The sequence below is a fragment of the Vreelandella aquamarina genome, assembly GCF_044805175.1.
Classification (GTDB): Bacteria; Pseudomonadota; Gammaproteobacteria; order Pseudomonadales; family Halomonadaceae; genus Vreelandella; species Vreelandella aquamarina_B.
The window spans coordinates 1945085-1963005 of sequence record NZ_CP085232.1 but is presented as its reverse complement, the minus strand read 5'-3'; the positions used below and the strand labels follow the sequence as shown (position 1 = coordinate 1963005).

The 17921-nt window shown below is 58.5% G+C and carries 18 protein-coding genes; 16 read left to right on the top strand and 2 right to left on the bottom strand.

Annotated features, from left to right (window positions below; all coding sequences use genetic code 11):
- Positions 1-51 precede the first annotated feature (51 nt).
- Entirely contained in the window at positions 52-3381 is a 3330-nt protein-coding gene (rne, locus tag LG300_RS09240; protein WP_404374747.1) for a ribonuclease E, read from the bottom strand.
- Positions 3382-4070: 689 nt separating this feature from the next.
- Between rne and LG300_RS09235 the strand changes: the two genes are divergently transcribed.
- Genes LG300_RS09235 through sppA form a run of 3 tightly spaced genes read left to right on the top strand, consistent with a single transcriptional unit; the run spans position 4071 to position 6849 of the window.
- Positions 4071-5012: an RluA family pseudouridine synthase gene (locus LG300_RS09235; RefSeq protein WP_404374745.1), complete on the top strand. Its 942-nt coding sequence runs from the start codon at positions 4071-4073 to the stop codon at positions 5010-5012.
- 11 nt (positions 5013-5023) lie between these two features.
- Positions 5024-5674 carry an HAD family hydrolase gene (locus LG300_RS09230; RefSeq protein ID WP_404374743.1) on the top strand — a complete coding sequence of 217 codons (651 nt, stop codon included), beginning with the start codon at positions 5024-5026 and terminating at the stop codon, positions 5672-5674.
- A 53-nt stretch (positions 5675-5727) separates the two neighbouring features.
- The gene (gene sppA / locus LG300_RS09225; RefSeq protein WP_404374741.1) at positions 5728-6849 is read left to right on the top strand and encodes a signal peptide peptidase SppA; all 1122 of its coding nucleotides are present in this window, start codon (positions 5728-5730) and stop codon (positions 6847-6849) included.
- A gap of 2 nt (positions 6850-6851) precedes the next feature.
- Here the strand turns inward: sppA and LG300_RS09220 are convergent, their stop codons facing one another.
- Positions 6852-7454: a Maf family protein gene (locus tag LG300_RS09220; protein WP_404374739.1), complete on the bottom strand. Its 603-nt coding sequence runs from the start codon at positions 7452-7454 to the stop codon at positions 6852-6854.
- Between the two features lie 159 nt (positions 7455-7613).
- Here LG300_RS09220 and LG300_RS09215 point away from each other — a divergent pair, with 159 nt between their 5' ends.
- From LG300_RS09215 to LG300_RS09155, 13 genes are all read left to right on the top strand, one after another.
- Entirely contained in the window at positions 7614-8162 is a 549-nt protein-coding gene (locus tag LG300_RS09215) for a YceD family protein (protein WP_404374737.1), read from the top strand.
- Between the two features lie 36 nt (positions 8163-8198).
- Positions 8199-8369, top strand: coding sequence for a 50S ribosomal protein L32 (gene rpmF / locus LG300_RS09210; protein WP_009099300.1), 171 nt, complete (start codon positions 8199-8201; stop codon positions 8367-8369).
- A gap of 41 nt (positions 8370-8410) precedes the next feature.
- On the top strand, positions 8411-9436 hold the full coding sequence (gene plsX, locus LG300_RS09205; RefSeq protein ID WP_404378017.1) for a phosphate acyltransferase PlsX: 1026 nt from the start codon (positions 8411-8413) through the stop codon (positions 9434-9436).
- A 164-nt stretch (positions 9437-9600) separates the two neighbouring features.
- Entirely contained in the window at positions 9601-10560 is a 960-nt protein-coding gene (gene fabD / locus LG300_RS09200; protein WP_404374735.1) for an ACP S-malonyltransferase, read from the top strand.
- A 52-nt stretch (positions 10561-10612) separates the two neighbouring features.
- Positions 10613-11356, top strand: coding sequence for a 3-oxoacyl-ACP reductase FabG (fabG, locus tag LG300_RS09195; protein ID WP_404374733.1), 744 nt, complete (start codon positions 10613-10615; stop codon positions 11354-11356).
- Positions 11357-11480: 124 nt separating this feature from the next.
- On the top strand, positions 11481-11714 hold the full coding sequence (gene acpP, locus LG300_RS09190; protein WP_008956801.1) for an acyl carrier protein: 234 nt from the start codon (positions 11481-11483) through the stop codon (positions 11712-11714).
- A 195-nt stretch (positions 11715-11909) separates the two neighbouring features.
- Entirely contained in the window at positions 11910-13148 is a 1239-nt protein-coding gene (fabF, locus tag LG300_RS09185; RefSeq protein WP_404374731.1) for a beta-ketoacyl-ACP synthase II, read from the top strand.
- Between the two features lie 6 nt (positions 13149-13154).
- Entirely contained in the window at positions 13155-13976 is an 822-nt protein-coding gene (gene pabC / locus LG300_RS09180) for an aminodeoxychorismate lyase (protein WP_404374729.1), read from the top strand.
- A gap of 18 nt (positions 13977-13994) precedes the next feature.
- Positions 13995-14999 carry an endolytic transglycosylase MltG gene (gene mltG, locus LG300_RS09175; protein WP_404374727.1) on the top strand — a complete coding sequence of 335 codons (1005 nt, stop codon included), beginning with the start codon at positions 13995-13997 and terminating at the stop codon, positions 14997-14999.
- Positions 15000-15062: 63 nt separating this feature from the next.
- Complete coding sequence (gene tmk, locus LG300_RS09170) at positions 15063-15716, top strand: dTMP kinase (RefSeq protein ID WP_404374725.1); 654 nt, start codon at positions 15063-15065, stop codon at positions 15714-15716.
- Positions 15707-16690 (top strand): DNA polymerase III subunit delta', encoded by a 984-nt coding sequence (locus tag LG300_RS09165; RefSeq protein ID WP_404374723.1) that lies wholly within the window; start codon positions 15707-15709, stop codon positions 16688-16690. The genes tmk and LG300_RS09165 overlap by 10 nt, the downstream gene beginning before the upstream one ends.
- A 23-nt stretch (positions 16691-16713) precedes the next feature.
- On the top strand, positions 16714-17049 hold the full coding sequence (locus tag LG300_RS09160; protein ID WP_404374720.1) for a PilZ domain-containing protein: 336 nt from the start codon (positions 16714-16716) through the stop codon (positions 17047-17049).
- 35 nt (positions 17050-17084) lie between these two features.
- Positions 17085-17918: a TatD family hydrolase gene (locus LG300_RS09155; RefSeq protein WP_404374718.1), complete on the top strand. Its 834-nt coding sequence runs from the start codon at positions 17085-17087 to the stop codon at positions 17916-17918.
- Positions 17919-17921 lie beyond the last annotated feature (3 nt).

The following is a 17921-nucleotide window of genomic DNA, read 5'->3' as shown; positions in this document are numbered from 1 at the left end:
ACTCCTAGTAACAACAAACCCCGCCGAAGCGGGGTTTGTTGTGATTGGCACTTACTCTTGCGAGTTTTGCTGTGCCTGCTGCTTGCGTAGTTCGCGCGGGTCGTTATGGGCACGACGACGGCGACGACGCGGTTTTGGCGTTTCCTCTTCGGCTGCCGATGCAGCGCTCACGGGCTCTGCCGCTGGCGCATTACCAGAGGGTGCAGAGGCAGAGGGTGCAGAGGCTTCCTCTTTCTCTTCTTGAGCAGGTTCTGCTTCCACGTTGGTAGCCGTCTCGGCGGGTGCTTCCACGGCGGGTGGCTCGCTCGTTTCTGCCGCAGGCGTTTGCTCGGCGGCTAACGGCGCTTCGCTTGCCGGTGACGTTGACGCTTTCTCCGTGTGTGAAGCGGTATCGTCAGCCTTGGCTGCGTGAGTGTCTGCCGCGCTATCCTGTTTGGCAGTCTCGGCAGTCTCGGCAGTCTCGGCAGTCTCGGCAGTCTCGGCAGTCTCGGCAGTCTCGGCAGTCTCCTTGGCTACCGGTTGGGCCGGCTGTGGCTCTTCGGTAGGCGCTGCGCTTTCGCCCGCTGCGGGCGCGCTGACGTCTTTGGCGGCCTCATTTTCGTTAGGCTCGCTCTTTGCGGTGTGCGGTGCTTCAGCGGCGTTTTGGGTGCCGGTTTCCTGGGCCACTGGCGCCTGTGCTGCTTTAGCGTCATCGGCTTTGGCAGCACTTGCCTGGGGCGCTTCAGCCTTGGGCTCTTCCACCTTCGCTTCGTTGGCGTCAACCTCGTCGGCCTTTGGCGCACTATCGGCTGCCGCTTCGCTGTTGTCAGCGTCGGCAGCCGCGTCGGGCTGGGTTGCCTCGGGCGATGCTTGACGGCGCTGGCGTGTCGGCTTGCGCGCTTTATCGGCGCTGCTGGCCGGGCGCTCGGCGGTTGTGCCGTCATCCGCTGCCGCTTGGGTTGGCTCGGCGCTATCGTCTTTTTCGCTATTGACGTGCTCGGCTGCGGGTTTAGCGGCCGGTGCTGCTGCGTTCGCATCAGGCGTGTTGGCAGCTTCCGGTGCGACGGTGTCTGCCGTCGCCTCTTTCTGTTGTTCTGCTTCTTCCGCTTCCGCCTGCAGTTTCCGCTGTTCCGCTTCCGCCTGGGGGTTCAGTGCCTGTTTGCGCGAACGGTTGCGCGGGTTGTTGCGGGTACGCTTCGGTTTGCCGTCATCCTGCTTGCTGTCGTCAGCCTGGGCAGCCGGTGCCTGGTCGTCACCCTTGGGCTTGGCATCACGCGGCTTGTCGCGGCGGTTATCCGGCTGGGTGGCGGCTTTTGGTGCTTCCTCTTTGGCAGCTTCCTTGGCAGTCGGCTCCTTTTGGCGTGTACTCTTAGGGGCGCTGTCTTGCGCCTTGCCATCCTCCTGCTGCGGATGACGGCGACGGTTGCGGGTGCGGCTAGGGCCGCTGCGCTTGTCGTTAGCCTCATCGTTACGGGGAGCGGCGTTGCTAGGGGCATTGCTGCGCTGCTCGTTTTTAGCCGTGTTATCGCTGCGCTGCTCCTGTTTTGGCGAGCTATCGCTACGCTCCTGGGCAGGCTTGGCACGGCGCTCGTTGCGCTGCGGGCGGCTTGGCTGCTCTGCCTGTTTGCGCGGGGCTGGAGCTTCCTGAGCCGGTGCCTGGCTGCTGTCGTCGCCGCCCAGTAGTTTGGCAAAACCGCGAATAAAGCGGCCTAGAACGCTTGTCTGCTCGGTAGCGGTAGGGGCCGACGCGGCCTCTTTGGCAGGCGTCTCTTCCGTTTGTAGCGATGCCGGTGCCGGAGCGTTGTGTACTACGCTCTTAACGGCCGCTTCAGCCCGCTGCGCGGGCGGCGCAAAGCTCGGGTCGGGCTCTTTGCCTACGTCGGTGTCGGTAGAGAGCTCGAAGCTGGACAGCAAGTGGCTGTCGTCTTCGTCCAGATGGTCGTCCCGCAGGCGCTGGACATCGTAGTGGGGGGTATCCATCTCAGGGCTGGGCAGCAGTACCACGCGAACCCCTTGGCGAGACTCAATATCCGCCAGCACGCTGCGTTTTTCGTTCAGCAGATAAGTGGCCACCGGCACCGGTAGGATGGCGCGAATCTGCGCGCTGCGCTCTTTCATGGCCTCTTCTTCAATCAGGCGCATGATGGAGAGCGACAGCGAGCGCACGTCGCGGATGGTGCCCTGGCCGTTACAACGCGGGCACACCACGCCGCTGGTTTCACCCAGCGATGGGCGTAGGCGCTGGCGCGACATTTCCATCAGGCCAAAGCGTGAAATGCGCCCAATTTGCACCCGTGCGCGATCCAGCTTTAGGGCATCGCGCATGCGGTTTTCAACTTCACGCTGGTTGCGCGCGGGCCCCATGTCGATAAAGTCGATCACGACCAAGCCGCCAATATCCCGCAGGCGCAGCTGGCGGGCGATCTCGTCGGCGGCCTCGGAGTTGGTTTGCAGCGCTGTTTCCTCGATATCGCTGCCCCGCGTGGCGCGTGCGGAGTTGATGTCGATAGATACCAGCGCTTCGGTATGGTCGATCACGATCGAGCCGCCCGATGGTAGCTTTACTTCCCGCTGGTAGGCGGTTTCGATTTGCGACTCGATCTGGAAGCGGGAGAAGAGGGGAACTTCATCCGCGTAAAGCTTAATCTTTTGCTGGTAAGAGGGCATGACCTGGCGAATAAAGGCCAGTGCCTCGGCGTGAATCTCGGGGCTGTCGATCAATACCTCACCGATATCCTGGCGCAGGTAGTCGCGCATAGCGCGGATGATAACGTTGGATTCACGGTAGATTAAGAACGGCGCAGGGCGCTTGCCCGCTTCTGTGGTAATGGATTCCCATACCTGCACGAGGTAGTCCAGGTCCCACTGCAACTCTTCCGGGCTGCGGCCAATGCCCGCGGTACGCACGATCAGGCCCATTTTGTCGGGTACGGTAAGCTGACCCATGGCGTCTTTTAGCTGGCTGCGGTCATCCCCTTCGATACGGCGTGAAATGCCGCCTGCACGGGGGTTGTTGGGCATCAGCACCAGGAAACGACCCGCGAGGCTAATAAAGGTGGTCAGCGCTGCCCCTTTGTTGCCACGCTCCTCTTTATCGACCTGGACGATGACTTCTTGGCCTTCCTTGAGCACCTCTTTGATGCTGGGGCGACCAGAGACGTCTTTAATGAAGTATTCGCGGGAGATCTCTTTCAGGGGAAGGAAGCCGTGGCGCTCGGCGCCGAAGTCAACAAACGCGGCTTCGAGCGAGGGTTCTACGCGGGTAATTTTACCCCGGTAAATATTGGCTTTTTTCTGCTCTCGGGCGCCTGATTCAATGTCCAAATCATACAGGCGCTGTCCATCTACCAGTGCGACCCGGAGCTCTTCGGGCTGGGTCGCGTTAATTAGCATCCGTTTCATGTTGTCTCACGTAGCATGGCGTGCCGACGGGCTTTAAAAGCTAACGTCGACGAATCGCTGGGTGCTGCGTGCTTGTGCTCGGCGCATGGTTATGCTGACGCATTAAGCCGGGAAGGCAGTCTTGCCGACCCGGCCGAAAGGGCGTTGAGTACGTGGCGGAGGCAGAACGTGTTTCGGTGGCTGTCACGTCCATCCGGCTCTGCTGACACCGCCCACACCTGGCATTCATCGATTCGCCAACGCCGGTTATCGGCACAGCGTTGATCTTTGAACCTCAGCGTGGCAGCGCCTTGTGACGAAAAGGGGCGGCCACGCTGGGGCGTAACGTTTATTTAATGACGGGCTCGCCGTTGCTGGCGTTGCCTGACGCTCTCTGCCGTTATACATCTGCTTAACGGCAGAGTTACTACATTTCAATACGTTATCAGCAGGCAGTGCGTACACTGGCCCCTGCTGTTTCGCTCTGACCTGCGTGTTTGTCGGGCAGGTGCTAAGGCAAAACGTGGGTAATTATTCGCCATACAAGGTTTATATAAGCGGGCCACGTTCGGCCCGGCCACGTTGGCCGATGAGCGCTCTGGAATATAACAGTAAAGACAACTACCAGCAATTGACGCAATGCCGGTTGGTCTACGTTAGAATGCCGTTTTTAGCCTGATGTTAAAGAATGTCACCAGGAGTGCGCGGCAATGTCCGAAGGGCGTGAAGTACAGTGGGTGGAGATCGCCCCGGAGCAAGCGGGTCAGCGAATCGATAATTTTTTAATGACTCGGTTAAAGGGTGCGCCTCGTGCATTGATCTACCGCATCGTCCGTAAAGGCGAGGTCCGGGTCAATAAGAAGCGGGTGAAAGTGGACTATCGTCTGCAGGGGGGAGATCTAGTGCGGGTTCCGCCTTTGCGCTTGGCACCCAAAGAGGCTGTCAAAGAGGTCAGCGATAACCTGCGTGACCTGCTGCTGGGCAGCGTTATTATGGAAGGGCCTGATTGGATGGTGCTGAATAAGCCCTCGGGTTTGGCGGTGCACGGTGGCAGCGGTGTGAAAATTGGCTTGATCGAGGCGCTGCGCCAGGTGCGTGATGACTTGGGCTTTTTGGAGCTGGTGCACCGCCTGGATCGCGATACCTCGGGCTGTTTGTTGCTGGCCAAATCCCGCGATGCGCTGGTCACCCTCAACGAAGCGCTAAAAAAACACGGTATGGATAAGCGCTATTTGGCGCTGGTGGCTGGGCGCTGGCCGGCTCGCAAAACCTATGAAAGCGCTCGGTTAGACCGCTTTGATGCGGGTAATGGCGAGCGGCGGGTTCGGGTGGATCCTAACGGAAAAGTGTCGCGCACCCACTTTTCGGTGGTAGAGACGTTTGAAAAAGTAACGTTGATAGAGGCTGAGCCTGTCACGGGGCGAACCCACCAAATTCGTGTGCACGCCGCCCATGCCGGCCACGCGCTGCTGGGGGATGACAAGTACGCCACCCGAGAGAGTGGCTTGTTAACCAAGCAGCTTGGGCTGGGTCGCTTATTTCTTCATGCCCGCTCGTTAACCTTCCCTGAGCCGGGTAACGGCAGGCCGGTGACGGTAAAAGCGCCGCTTCCTGAGGCGCTGGAAGAGACGCTCACGCGCGCACGTCAATAGGAGGCGCTGCTATGCGTTATGAGCTGATTATCTTCGATTGGGATGGCACGCTCATGGATTCCGTGCCGAAGATCGTCTCCTGCATGCAGGCAGCCGCAGTAGACGTGGAGTGGGGGGAGCTTGAGGTCGGCGCCATTGAAGACATCATAGGGCTTGGCCTGCCGGAAGCGATTGCCAAGCTCTGCCCGGGCATTGAGCCGGAGCAGGCAGAGCGATTGCGCCAGCGCTATGCCCACCACTTTGTCCATGGCAACACAACGCCCATGCCCTTTTTTGCAGGAGTGGAAGCGCAGCTGGCGAGACTGCGGGAGCGGCCACACCAGCGGCTTGCCGTTGCCACGGGGAAGAGCCGTCGCGGGCTGAATCGAGTGTTCAAAACAACGGGCAGCGGGTCGTTCTTCCACGCTAGCCGCACCGCCGATGAAACTCGCTCTAAACCGCACCCCCAGATGCTGCTGGAAATTTTGGCAGAGCTGCAGATTCCGGTAGAGCGGGCAGTCATGGTCGGCGATACCGAGTACGACCTTGAGATGGCGCGTGCCATTGGTATGGATCGGGTGGGGGTGACCTACGGGGTTCATACCCCCGCTCGCTTGGCTGCTAGCCAGCCGGTGTGGGTGGCTGAGGATGTACCCTCACTATTTGACTGGTTATATGGGTAGTTACCGACTACCAGTGCATAAGGGCGTTATGCCATAAACAGTAGGAACCGACGATGAGTGATGAACAGCAGCGCGGTGAGGACGGTAAAGAGCCCACTAGCCGGGGCGGCGAGAGCCAGCAGAGTGTCCATGATCGCTGGACCCAAGGTCCTGATGTCTCCACCCAGGCGCAAGAACCTTCGCTGCCGGGCGGGCAGGATGATGATGCGGAAATACTCAGGGAGCGCCAGCGTCTCGCCCAGTTGGAGATGATGGATCGCTGGATTGGTGGCGTGCTTACCGAGCAGCGGCGGAGCCGTCGCTGGAAGCTGTTCTTTAGGCTGCTGCTATTGGCGCTCGTGCTGGTGTCCATTACCACCACGCTATATCGTGTGTTTTTAGCCGAGCCTGCGGCCTCTGTGCCTGCACGGCAGCATTTAGCTTTGGTCGAGGTGTATGGCGTCATCGCCAGCGACTCCCCGGCTAACGCCGAACGTATTATCCAGGGGCTGAACCGCGCGTGGGAGAGTCAAAGCGCCTCGGCGGTGGTGCTGCATATCGATAGCCCTGGTGGTAGCCCGGTACAGTCCCAGCGTATTTACTCGGAGATTATGCGGCTGCGGGAGCAGGGCGATAAGCCGATTATCGCGGTGATTGAAGATATCGGTGCCAGCGGGGCGTACTACATTGCCGCAGCAGCGGATGAAATAGTGGCCTCTCCCGCCAGCTTGGTGGGCTCCATCGGGGTGATTTATGCCGGCTTTGGTTTCCAGGAAGCCATTGATGAGTTGGGCGTTGAGCGACGGGTGATGACGGCGGGCGAGAACAAAGCGTTTCTGGACCCGTTCCAACCCTTGGATGAGGAGGTGGCCCGCTTCTGGCAGGGCGTGCTTACCCAGACCCATGAACAGTTTATCAGTGATGTGCAGGCCGGACGCGGTGACCGCTTGAGTGATCGCCCGGAGATCTTTTCGGGACTCATATGGAGCGGTGAACAGGCGCTCGGTTTAGGCCTAGTGGATCAGCTGGCAAGCCTGGAGCAAGTGGCGCGTGCCCAGGTGGGCGAAGCGACGTGGGAGGATTACACGCCACGCCTGGACCCCTTCGAGCGTCTAACGCGGCGTTTTACCCAGGCGGCAGCGGAAGTGCTAGGCCTGCACAGCAGTCATGCACCGATAAAGTTTCAGGCGCAGTAGCGCTAGGCATCGCCAAGCGGGTTGATACCTGCTTGGCGAAGCATATCGCACAGGGCAATCAGCGGCAGCCCGATCAGCGCATTGGGGTCACGCCCCTCTAGGCGCTCAAACAGCGCAATACCTAGCCCCTCCATCCGAAAGCTGCCGGCACTGTCTAGCGGTTGCTCAATTGCCACATAGCGCTCGATCTCCTGCTCGCTCAGTGTGCGGAACACCACGTCAAACGGCTCGATATGCACTTGATGACGCTGGCAGCGCGTATCTAGCAAGGCGAGGCCGGTTAAAAAAGTGACTTTTTGGCCCGAGAAGCGGGCTAAGTTAGCGCGGGCGCGCTCTGCGGTATGGGGCTTGCCGAGAATATCCCCCTCAAACAGGGCGATCTGGTCCGAGCCAATAATGCAGTGATGGGGAAAGCGTTCCGCGACGGCATGGGCTTTGCCCAGTGCCAGGCGGTGGACAAGCGCCTGTGGCGACTCATCGGGAAGCGGAGTTTCGTCAATATCCGGCGAGCAGCACTGGTAGGGCAGCTGTAATCTATCCAGCAGCGCTTGGCGAAAGCGCGAGCTAGAGGCGAGCACTAAGGGAGCATTCTGAGTAAGCGGCACAAGTCTCTCCTGGTGGCCATAAGTAGCGTGGGGTGGCGTTGGAGGAGTGTAGCGAAAGCGCTGCAGTATGCCTATTTATGCTGTTTTCATCGATAAACCGATAAGAATTATGCCATGAGCTTTGACACCAAGAGGGCGAGTGCCTATCATTGCGCGCCTATGTTGACCTCACAACTCCCCAGCCGGGTTGAGCCTTATAAGCTTGCAGCCCGCCGCGAACGACTTGAAGGCTTAGTGGCGCTGAATAAGCTGCCCCGCCTTGCTGAAGAAGCAGGTGACCAAACTGGCGACTGTCATGTCGTACTCGAGTTTGGTGTGGATGCCCAAGGCCGTCGCGAAATTCGTGGCCATTTGCAAGCGACCCTGGCGCTGCCTTGTCGCCGTTGTCTGGTGCCGCTAAGCCAAGAAGTGTCCAGTGACTTCCTACTCGGAATGATTACAGACGAAGCCTTGGCTGCCGAGCTGCCTGCCAGTCATGAGCCGGTGCTGGTGGAAAATGAACAGCTGGACTTGCTGACGGTAATAGAGGATGAGCTTATCCTTAGCTTGCCGCAGGTGGTCTATCACGATGAGACCGAATGCCATGTCTCGGCGGAGCAGCTGGTCAGCAGGACCGAAGGCGCAGCGGATGAGTCCGCTCCGGCCAAGAACCCTTTCGCGGTGCTCAATGCTTTGAAAGGCAGCGGCGCTTTGAAAGGCAAAAAGTAAGCATCACTTACCCTACATACCTTGGAGTAAACACCCATGGCAGTTCAACAGAACCGTAAAACTCGTTCCAAGCGCGGTATGCGTCGTAGCCACGATGCGCTGAGCGCACCGACTCTGTCCCAGGACAAAGAGACGGGTACTACCCACCTGCGCCACCACGTCTCCCCGGACGGCTTCTACCGTGGTCGTAAGGTTGTTGAGGTTTAAACCTTAACTATCCTAGCGGGCGGTGGAGCAGAGTGGGTGCAGTGCGCCTAGCGATTGATGTGATGGGGGGTGACCAAGGCCCCTGTGCCATCATCGAGGGTTCTGCAAGGGCGGTAATGGATCGTCCTGACCTGGAACTTGCTCTGTTTGGCCCCCGTCAGCGTATTGTCGCTGAGCTTTCGCGCTTGCCGCAGCCTTTGGCTGCGGCAGCGTCACGTTTAGTCGTCAATGATGCGCCCGCCGTTATCTCTCAATCTGCCTCTGCCGCCTGGGCGTTACGCCGCGGTAGCGAGTCCAGTATGGCGCGGATGCTCCACTACCTTGCCAGTGGCCATGCGGCGGCTGGAGTAAGCGCGGGTAATACAGGTGCACTGGTTGCCTTGGCGAGGCGTGAGCTAGGCATGTTGCCGGGTTTTTCACGGCCTGCCATCAGTACCGCAATCCCGGCGAGGGGCGGCCGACGCTGCTACTTGCTGGACTTAGGCGCCAATGTAGACTCGCCAGCAGCACGGTTAGTCGATTTTGCCATGCTGGGTTCGGCAATGGCGCAGTGTGTCGATGGCATTGAGCGGCCCCGCGTAGCGCTGTTGAACGTCGGTTCGGAGGCAACCAAGGGGAGCGCTAACGTCCGTGAAGCTGACCAGCTGTTGCAAAGGCGTGCCGGTGGTTTCGGCTTTGCTTACCAAGGCTATGCGGAAGGGGGCGATATTTTCCAGGGCGAGCTGGACGTTGTGGTATGTGATGGTTTTGTCGGCAATGTGACGTTAAAGGCGAGCGAAGGTTTGACCCGTATGCTGGTGGAGCGCGTACAGATGGCGTTTGAATCACGCCTCAGTGGGCGTCTAGCAAGTTTACTGGCCAAGCCTGTGCTGAAGCGGCTCAAGCAGGAGCTTGATCCGGTTCGTTACAATGGCGCAAGCCTACTTGGTTTAAAACGCATTGTCGTGAAAAGCCATGGCGGTGCCCGTGCAGACGGGTTTTACTATGCTATTCAGCGAGCGTTACAAGAAGTTGAACATGACTTGCCTACTCGGCTTGCCGAGCGCTGGCCGCAATCTGTCTCCTAGATGGTCGGCTCCCTAGTGGGTAAGTGATAACAACATACGATGCAGCATGATTTTTTGCGGGTTACCGGCGGCAGCAGGAAGTGCCAACGGCCGCTTATGGCGGAGCCGGTAATGACGCCTATCGCTCAACTGAGCAAATGCCTACAAGAGCAAAGGTGAACGACATGTCTCAACCCCTTGCCCTCATTTTCCCCGGGCAAGGCTCTCAGCAGCTAGGAATGCTGCGGGAGCTGGCCGAGCGTTACAGTGTGGTGGGAACGACATTTGAGGAAGCGTCAGACGCGCTGGGCTACGATTTATGGAAGGTAGTCCAGGAAGGGCCGGAAGAAGCGTTGAATGCCACGGCTTGCACGCAGCCTGCGCTGCTGACCTCTAGCGTTGCCATCTGGCGCGTCTGGCAGGAGCTAGAAGGGCCTCGCCCCAGCGTCATGGCGGGCCACAGCCTAGGCGAATATAGCGCGATGGTTTGCGCGGGCGTGATGGGCTTTGCAGAGGGTGTCCAACTGGTACGCCTGCGTGGTGAAGCAATGCAGGAGGCCGTACCTGCCGGTGAAGGCGGAATGGCCGCCATTCTTGGGCTTGATGACAGCGTGGTGGAAGCCGCCTGCGAAAGCGCTGCCCAGGGCGATGTCGTTTCTGCGGTTAACTATAACTCCCCGGGACAAGTGGTCATTGCGGGTAGCAAGCAAGCTGTTGAGCGTGCTATTGCTGCCTGCCAGGAAGCGGGCGCCAAGCGTGCGCTGGCTCTCCCTGTCTCTGTCCCTTCCCACTGCGCGCTCATGCGGCCTGCCGCCGAGCGGCTCGCTGCAGCGATGCAGTCCATTGAGCTGCGCGCACCTCGCTACACGGTCATTCAAAATGTTGATGCCCAAGCCCATGCGGATGTCGACACGCTACGCACTCGTTTGATCGAACAGCTTTATCAGCCGGTGCGTTGGTCCTCCTGCGTTGAAGCCATGTCCGAGCAAGGTGCTAATGTCTTTATCGAGTGCGGCCCGGGCAAAGTGCTCACAGGTCTGAATAAGCGGATTGTACGCGGTGCCAAAGGGTTGGCGGTTAATGACCCGGATAGTTTGGATGCGGCGCTTGAGCTTGCGCGGGAAACGTTAGCGGGTAGCGCCTGATAAACGACTATTGTCAGCTACCCTTGCTTAGTTCAGTGGAAGGAAAAGTGTTATGACGCAAGAGAAACGGGTCGCCTTGGTGACCGGGGCTAGCCGAGGCATTGGCCGCGCTATTGCCCACGAGCTTGGCCGTCAGGGTCGAATTGTCATCGGTACGGCGACTAGCGAGGCAGGCGCTGAAAAAATCGATGCCGATCTAAAAGCCAACGGCATTGAGGGTGCGGGTATGTGCCTAAACGTCACCGATCAAGCAAGCATCGATGAGGTGTTAAAGACGATCGGCGAGCGTTTCGGGGCTCCGACTATTTTGGTTAACAACGCCGGTATCACCCGTGATAACCTCCTGATGCGGATGAAAGAGGAGGAGTGGGACTCCGTCATGGATACCAACCTCAAATCCGTATATCGCGTCAGTAAGGCATGCCTGCGTGGCATGACCAAGGCACGCTTCGGGCGGATTGTATCGATCAGCTCTGTGGTGGCAACCATGGGCAACCTGGGCCAAACTAACTACGCTGCTGCTAAGGCAGGCATGGAAGGTTTTAGCCGTGCGTTGGCGCGGGAGGTTGCTTCCCGTGCGATTACCGTAAACACTGTTGCGCCTGGCTTTATCGCCACCGATATGACCGAAGCGTTGCCCGAAGCCCAGCACGACATGCTGTTGAAGCAAATTCCGCTGGCGCGTTTGGGCGGGCCGGAAGAGATCGCCGCAGCAGTGGGCTTTTTAACCAGTGATGCTGCAGGCTATATCACTGGTGAAACGCTGCACGTGAACGGCGGTATGAATATGCGTTGATGGCCTTAGGCTTGGCGGTTGCGTCAACTTAAGGGCGTCTATAAACTACCCCGCAGCTTTTGGCTTGCGGTTTCCAAATAGCTGGTTATCTCTAACGGCTAATGTGAACGACTGGAGTACGTTGATGAGTACTATTGAAGAGCGCGTTAAGAAAGTTGTGGCAGAGCGCCTGAACGTCAAAGAAGAAGACATCCAGAATAGCTCTTCTTTCACTGAAGACTTGGGTGCCGACTCTCTGGACACCGTTGAACTGGTGATGGCTTTGGAAGAGGAGTTCGATACTGAAATTCCTGACGAAGAAGCTGAGAAAATCACTACCGTTCAAGAAGCTATCGACTACGTAAACGCCCACCAGTAAGGGCGCGGTCGACGCTGTGAACCAGGGTGGGGTATCCACCCGCCCGTATTAAAAAAGCCGTCCTGATATGGGGCGGCTTTTTTGCTTTACGCTCGCAATGAATATAACGTTCAATCTCCGTTATACTAGTCACCAAATTTCTGCAGCAAATGACCCAGATGGGTCGTGTCACCATGGATGCCTGGAGGAAAGCTGATGGCGCGAAGAAGGGTAGTGGTAACTGGGTTAGGCCTGGTGACCCCAGTGGGCAATAGTGTAAACGAGTCGTGGGCGAACATTGTCGCCGGTAAAAGCGGCATAGCGTCTATTGAGCACTTCGATACCAGTGGTTTCAATACGCGGTTTGGCGGTTCGGTAAAGAATTTTGATATCAGCCCTTACCTGAACCCCAAAGACGCCCGCAAAATGGACCTTTTCATTCAGTATGGCATGGCCGCCGGTGCACAGGCGGTTCAGGATTCGGGTTTAGAGTGTACAGAAGAGAACGCTGAGCGCATCGGCGTGGCGATTGGCTCGGGGATTGGCGGGCTGCCAATGATTGAGCACAACCACAATGCGCTCAATAAAGGCGGTGCACGCCGGGTATCACCGTTTTTCGTGCCTGGTTCCATCATCAATATGATTTCCGGCAACATGGCGATTCAGCACGGCTTCAAAGGTCCGAATATAGCGATCACTACGGCCTGCACCACCGGTACTCATAATATTGGCTATAGTGCGCGTACCATTGCTTATGGCGATGCCGATGTCATGATCTGCGGCGGTGCCGAAATGGCCACCACACCGCTGGGCCTGGGTGGCTTCTCGGCGGCCCGTGCGCTGTCTACCCGCAACGACGACCCGCAAGCGGCGAGCCGTCCGTGGGATACCGACCGCGATGGCTTCGTCCTCTCTGATGGCGCTGGTGTACTGGTGCTAGAAGAGTACGAGCATGCGAAAGCGCGGGGTGCCACGATTTATGCGGAGCTGGCTGGCTTTGGCATGAGTGATGATGCTTACCATATGACCGCTCCACCCGAGGATGGTCGCGGTGCCGCACTCTCCATGAGCAATGCGATCAAGGATGCCGGTATTGATCCGGCGGATGTGCACTATATCAACGCCCACGGTACCTCTACCGCCGCCGGTGACTTGGCGGAAAGCCGTGCCATTGAGAAAGTGTTGGGCAGCGCTGCCCAGCAGGTGGCGGTTAGCTCAACCAAGTCGATGATTGGCCACCTATTGGGTGCCGCCGGTGCGGTAGAGGCGGTATTCAGCATTCTAGCAATCCGTGACCAGGTCGCCCCGCCCACCATCAACCTGGACAACCCCCAGGAGGGCTGCAACCTCGACTACGTACCCCATACCGCGCGAGATATGCGTATTGATATCGCGCTCTCCAACTCGTTCGGGTTTGGTGGTACCAACGGCTCCCTGCTGTTCAAAAAGGTATAACTCTTTATGCCCATGCCCCAGGTGCCATTTGACGACCGCGGGCTAGCGTATGGCGACGGTGTATTTGAGACAGTGCTGCTGCGCGATGGAAAGCCCGTGCTTTGGGAGTTCCACCTCGCGCGTCTGGAGCAGGGCTGTCGGCGTTTGAATATCCCGTTGCCTACCTCTCAACAGCTGGCGCAGGCGTGGCAGTCGCCGCCTGCGGCAGCGCTGGAAGTACTCAAGCTGATATTGACACGCGGAAGCGGTGGCCGTGGCTATGCGCTGCCTGAGCAGGTCGAGCCACGGCTGATGAGTCGCCGCACCCCTTTTACGGCCAGTGCCGAGCGGTGGAGCCAAGGCGTGTGTGTACGGTTATGCCATCTTCGCTTGGGGCACCAACCGTTGCTTGCCGGTATTAAGCACCTTAACCGCTTGGAAAATGTGCTGGCGCGTCAGGAGTGGCAAGACAGCCGCATTGCTGAAGGCCTACTAACAGATCAGGCCGGTGACGTGGTAGAGGCAACCAGTATGAATCTCTTCTGGGCGGTGGAAGGGCGCTTGTTGACACCGTATGTCGACCGCTGCGGTGTTGCTGGGACGTTGCGCGCTGCGCTGCTTGCCAATGGCACGCTAGAGGAGGCGTCGCTGGCGCTAGCCGAGCTGCCCCGGGTCGAACGCCTATGGGTGGGTAACTCGGTGCAGGGAGTGTGGCCTGTCCGTGAACTGCTGGACGCTCAGGGTGCCCAGATAGCCTCTTGGGCTGTGGAGCAGCCCGACCCACTGCAGCGCGAGGCCCATCGTCTGTTGGGGTATTCCAGCGCTTTTCCTGCATCAGAATCCAAATAACTTGATTGAGGTAGCAACGTGAAACGGTTACTTGCCGTCCTAGGGGTATTGGTTGTGCTGGCAGTGGCAGCTGCTGCGGGTGGCTATGCTTATTGGCAGCAGCGCTTAACTGCACCCATTACGCTGGAGGAGCCAACGCTATATCAAGTGCCTGCTGGGGCTGGCTTTAACCAGGTTATCCGCGAGCTGGAAACCCAGGGTGTGCTAGAGGATGCCTGGGCGTTTCAACTACTGGCACGGATAGATCCAGAGCAGGTGCCCAGCCTGCGGGTTGGCGAGTATCGCCTTATGCCAGGGATGAGCGGGCTGGAGGTGATGGCCCTGCTAGGCAGCAATAATGTCGTGACCTATTCGCTGACCGTACCTGAAGGCTGGACGTTTCGCCAAATGCGCACATTGCTCGATGCGGCCCCCAAGCTTGAGCACCGCACGGCCGACATGAGCGATGAAGAGGTCATGACGCTCTTGGGTCGTGAAGGTACATACCCAGAGGGTTGGTTCTTTCCCGATACTTATCGCTATCACCTGGGGATGAGCGACGTGGATATTTTGCGTCAAGCGCTCAACCGTATGGAGCGTATTTTGGAGGAGGTGTGGGCAGAGCGAGACGATGACTTAACCATTGAAACGCCCTATGAAGCGCTCATCATGGCCTCGCTGATCGAACGGGAAACCGGTGCGCCGGAAGAGCGCCGAGAGATTGCCGGGGTATTTAAGCGCCGGATGGAGCGTGGCATGCGCCTGCAAACAGACCCCACGGTGATATATGGCATGGGTGAGCGCTACGATGGCCGTATTACGCGGGCAGACCTACGTGAAACCACCCCTTACAATACCTATGTGATTGATGGAATGCCGCCGACGCCGATCGCCATGCCTGGGCGGGCATCGCTGGAAGCGGCGGTTAATCCGTTACCCGGTGAGACGCTCTACTTTGTTTCCCGAGGGGATGGCACGCACCACTTCTCGCGCACGTTACGCGAGCACAACAACGCCGTGAATCGCTATATTAGAAACCGTTAAGCAACTAACCGCTGAATATGATGGCGTATCTATTAAGCAGTAACTATTAAGTAAGGGGCAGCAATGAGCAAGCGTGGACGCTTCATCACCCTAGAAGGCGGTGAAGGGGTCGGAAAGTCTACCAATATGGCGTTTGTCGAAGCGTGGCTAACGGCCCGGGGGGTTGAAGTAGTGCGAACCCGTGAGCCTGGTGGTACCCCGCGCGCGGAAGCCATTCGTGAGCTGCTGCTGGACCCTGCCCCCCAAGAGCCGCTGAGCGTCGATGCCGAGCTGCTACTGGTCTTTGCGGCACGAGCACAGCATCTAGCGGAAAAAATTCTGCCGGCGTTGGCACGGGGCGCCTGGGTGGTATGTGACCGTTTCACTGATGCCACCTTTGCCTATCAAGGCGGTGGGCGGGGGATCGACCCGGCGCGCATTGCCCAGTTAGAGCAATTTGTACAGCATGGCCTAGCTCCCGACCTTACCCTACTGTTGGACATGCCACCCGAAGCTGCTAAAGAGCGGTTAGAAGGCCGCCTACGCGACCTGAATACCCAGCGTGACCGATTTGAACAAGAGCAGGCGGAGTTCTTTATGGCGGTACGCCATGCTTATTTGGATCGTGCGGCCACTTCCCCTGAGCGCTTTGCGGTGATTGATGCGGCTCAGCCGCTTGATGTGGTTCAAACAGCGCTTGGCCACGTACTGGAAGAACGGGTCGCTCAATGGCGATAACCGGCGTACTGCCCTGGCATCAGGCCACTTGGCAGCAGCTTGTGCGCCTTGCCAACAGCGGCCGTATGCCCCATGCGCTGCTGATCAGCGGTGCCCACGGGGTTGGCAAGCAGCAGTTGGCGGAAGCGCTGATCGCTAGAACGCTATGTGCGCAACCCGGCGAACAGGCCTGTGGCCAGTGCCATAGCTGCGCCATGTTGGCCTCCGGCTACCATCCTGACCTGCTGCGGGTGTCACCGGAAGAGGGTAAGCGGCAAATCCGTATTGACCCCGTTCGTGAAGTGAACCGGTTTGTCTCGCAAACCGCCCAGCAGGGTGGCTACCGGGTGATTGTGATTTCACCTGCAGAAGCAATGAATATTGCCGCTGCCAACGCGCTGTTAAAAAGCCTGGAAGAACCGGGCGATAAGACGCTCTTTATTCTTTTATCGGATGTACCCTCCCGTACGCTGCCGACAATCCGTTCCCGCTGCCAGCAGTGGCCGCTGGCCAGCGTGCCCTATGAAGCGTGCAAAGGGTGGCTGACACAGCAACTGGGGAGCGATGAAGCTCACTTTTGGTGGCAGGTATCGGGCGGTTTGCCGCTATTAGCAGTAGAGCTTGCCGCCCCCGATGAGCGGGCGCTACGCCACCAGATTCACGACTGCTTCGAACAGTTAGTGCGTGGCGCTGAGCCTGTTTCCGAGGCGGCCAGACTGGATCGCCAAGCGATTGATGCCATCTTGTGGTACGGTATCGCCTGGCTTGAGGACTTGATTCGTCTGGGGCTTTCCGGTGATCAGGGCGTGCTACACAATCCCGATTTAGCCCCACTTTATCGTCAGGCGGTAAAGAATGGCCGCGTACAGGACTGGTTCCGGCTATTGGATTACGCTAGAGAGCAGCGCCGCTTGCTAGCCGTTGGGGCAAACCCGAACCCACAACTGGTGCTTGAAGCTTGGCTGGTGCGCTGGTCTACGCTGCTGCGTTCCTAATCACTTGATGCAACGAGGTAGTGATGGCTGCTCAAAAAGCGCTCTCTTTAACCATACCCGACGTGCCCACGCTGCTATCTGCCTATATGCCGTTTTTGGATCGAGGCGGTATTTTTATACCCACGAAAACGCCGTATGAACTCGGGCAGTCTGTCATCCTGCTGCTCACGCTGCCAGGGGAGAGCGAGCGGCTCTCCGTTACCGGCCAGGTGATCTGGATCTCGCCGGAAGGCGTTAGCGGCCGACGTATGCCAGGCATTGGCGTGCACTTTAGCCAGCAGGATTACTCTGTGCGTGACCGTATCGAGACCCTGTTGGCCGGGCAGCTTGATAAAGCGCCCCCCTCGTTCACGCTCTAATCCCGCATTTCTTATTTATTTCCAACGAGCACCACATGTTTGTCGACTCCCACTGCCACCTAGACCGTTTATCCGAACGCACCCACGGCGGCGATGTCGCCGCCACGCTGGATGCCGCCCGTGCTGCCAACGTTAGCCAGTTTCTAGCGATCTCCACAACGCTGGGCGAGCTGCCGGGGCTGGCCGCCATTGCTAGAGAGCACCATGATGTCGCTATTTCCGCAGGCCTTCATCCGCTCCATCAGGCGCCAAACGAGCCGACTGTGGAGGATATCGTTGAGGCCGCAGAGCAGTATGGAGCGGTAGCGATTGGCGAGACCGGGCTGGATTACCACTACCAAGAGAGCGTGCCGGTTAGCATTCAGCATGAGCGGTTTAAGCGGCACCTCATCGCCGCGAATGAGCTGGAACTGCCGGTGATTATTCATACCCGCGAGGCCAAGGAGGACACACTGGCGCTGTTGCGCGAATACAGCAACCCCCGTGTGGGTGGCGTTATCCACTGCTTTACCGAAGACCTAGACATGGCCCGAGAGGCGGTGCGGCTTGGCTTCTATATCTCGCTCTCCGGTATTATTACTTTCCGCAATGCTGCTTCTCTGAGAACCCTGGCTCGCCAATTGCCGCTGGATCGGCTGTTAATTGAAACCGACAGCCCTTATCTGGCCCCCGTTCCTTATCGCGGCAAGCCCAATGAGCCCGCCTGGGTGGTTGAAGTCGCGGAGTGTATTGCGCGTGAAAGAGGCATCAGCGTGGATGAAGTTGCCATGCAAACAACCGTTAATTTTTTCCATTTGTTCCGTGCCGCGGCACCAGACGCACCTGCCCATGTAAAAGAGGCGTTGGCGCAGTCCGGGCTGGTGGTGTAGCGT

What these genes read in the sequence shown, in the direction of transcription:
- rne (WP_404374747.1), bottom strand. Translation starts at nt 3,381, where the DNA reads ATGAAACGGATGCTAATTAACGCGACCCAGCCCGAAGAGCTCCGGGTC.
- LG300_RS09235 (WP_404374745.1), top strand. Translation starts at nt 4,071, where the DNA reads ATGTCCGAAGGGCGTGAAGTACAGTGGGTGGAGATCGCCCCGGAGCAA.
- LG300_RS09230 (WP_404374743.1), top strand. Translation starts at nt 5,024, where the DNA reads ATGCGTTATGAGCTGATTATCTTCGATTGGGATGGCACGCTCATGGAT.
- sppA (WP_404374741.1), top strand. Translation starts at nt 5,728, where the DNA reads ATGAGTGATGAACAGCAGCGCGGTGAGGACGGTAAAGAGCCCACTAGC.
- LG300_RS09215 (WP_404374737.1), top strand. Translation starts at nt 7,614, where the DNA reads ATGTTGACCTCACAACTCCCCAGCCGGGTTGAGCCTTATAAGCTTGCA.
- rpmF (WP_009099300.1), top strand. Translation starts at nt 8,199, where the DNA reads ATGGCAGTTCAACAGAACCGTAAAACTCGTTCCAAGCGCGGTATGCGT.
- fabD (WP_404374735.1), top strand. Translation starts at nt 9,601, where the DNA reads ATGTCTCAACCCCTTGCCCTCATTTTCCCCGGGCAAGGCTCTCAGCAG.
- fabG (WP_404374733.1), top strand. Translation starts at nt 10,613, where the DNA reads ATGACGCAAGAGAAACGGGTCGCCTTGGTGACCGGGGCTAGCCGAGGC.
- acpP (WP_008956801.1), top strand. Translation starts at nt 11,481, where the DNA reads ATGAGTACTATTGAAGAGCGCGTTAAGAAAGTTGTGGCAGAGCGCCTG.
- fabF (WP_404374731.1), top strand. Translation starts at nt 11,910, where the DNA reads ATGGCGCGAAGAAGGGTAGTGGTAACTGGGTTAGGCCTGGTGACCCCA.
- pabC (WP_404374729.1), top strand. Translation starts at nt 13,155, where the DNA reads ATGCCCATGCCCCAGGTGCCATTTGACGACCGCGGGCTAGCGTATGGC.
- tmk (WP_404374725.1), top strand. Translation starts at nt 15,063, where the DNA reads ATGAGCAAGCGTGGACGCTTCATCACCCTAGAAGGCGGTGAAGGGGTC.
- LG300_RS09165 (WP_404374723.1), top strand. Translation starts at nt 15,707, where the DNA reads ATGGCGATAACCGGCGTACTGCCCTGGCATCAGGCCACTTGGCAGCAG.
- LG300_RS09160 (WP_404374720.1), top strand. Translation starts at nt 16,714, where the DNA reads ATGGCTGCTCAAAAAGCGCTCTCTTTAACCATACCCGACGTGCCCACG.
- LG300_RS09155 (WP_404374718.1), top strand. Translation starts at nt 17,085, where the DNA reads ATGTTTGTCGACTCCCACTGCCACCTAGACCGTTTATCCGAACGCACC.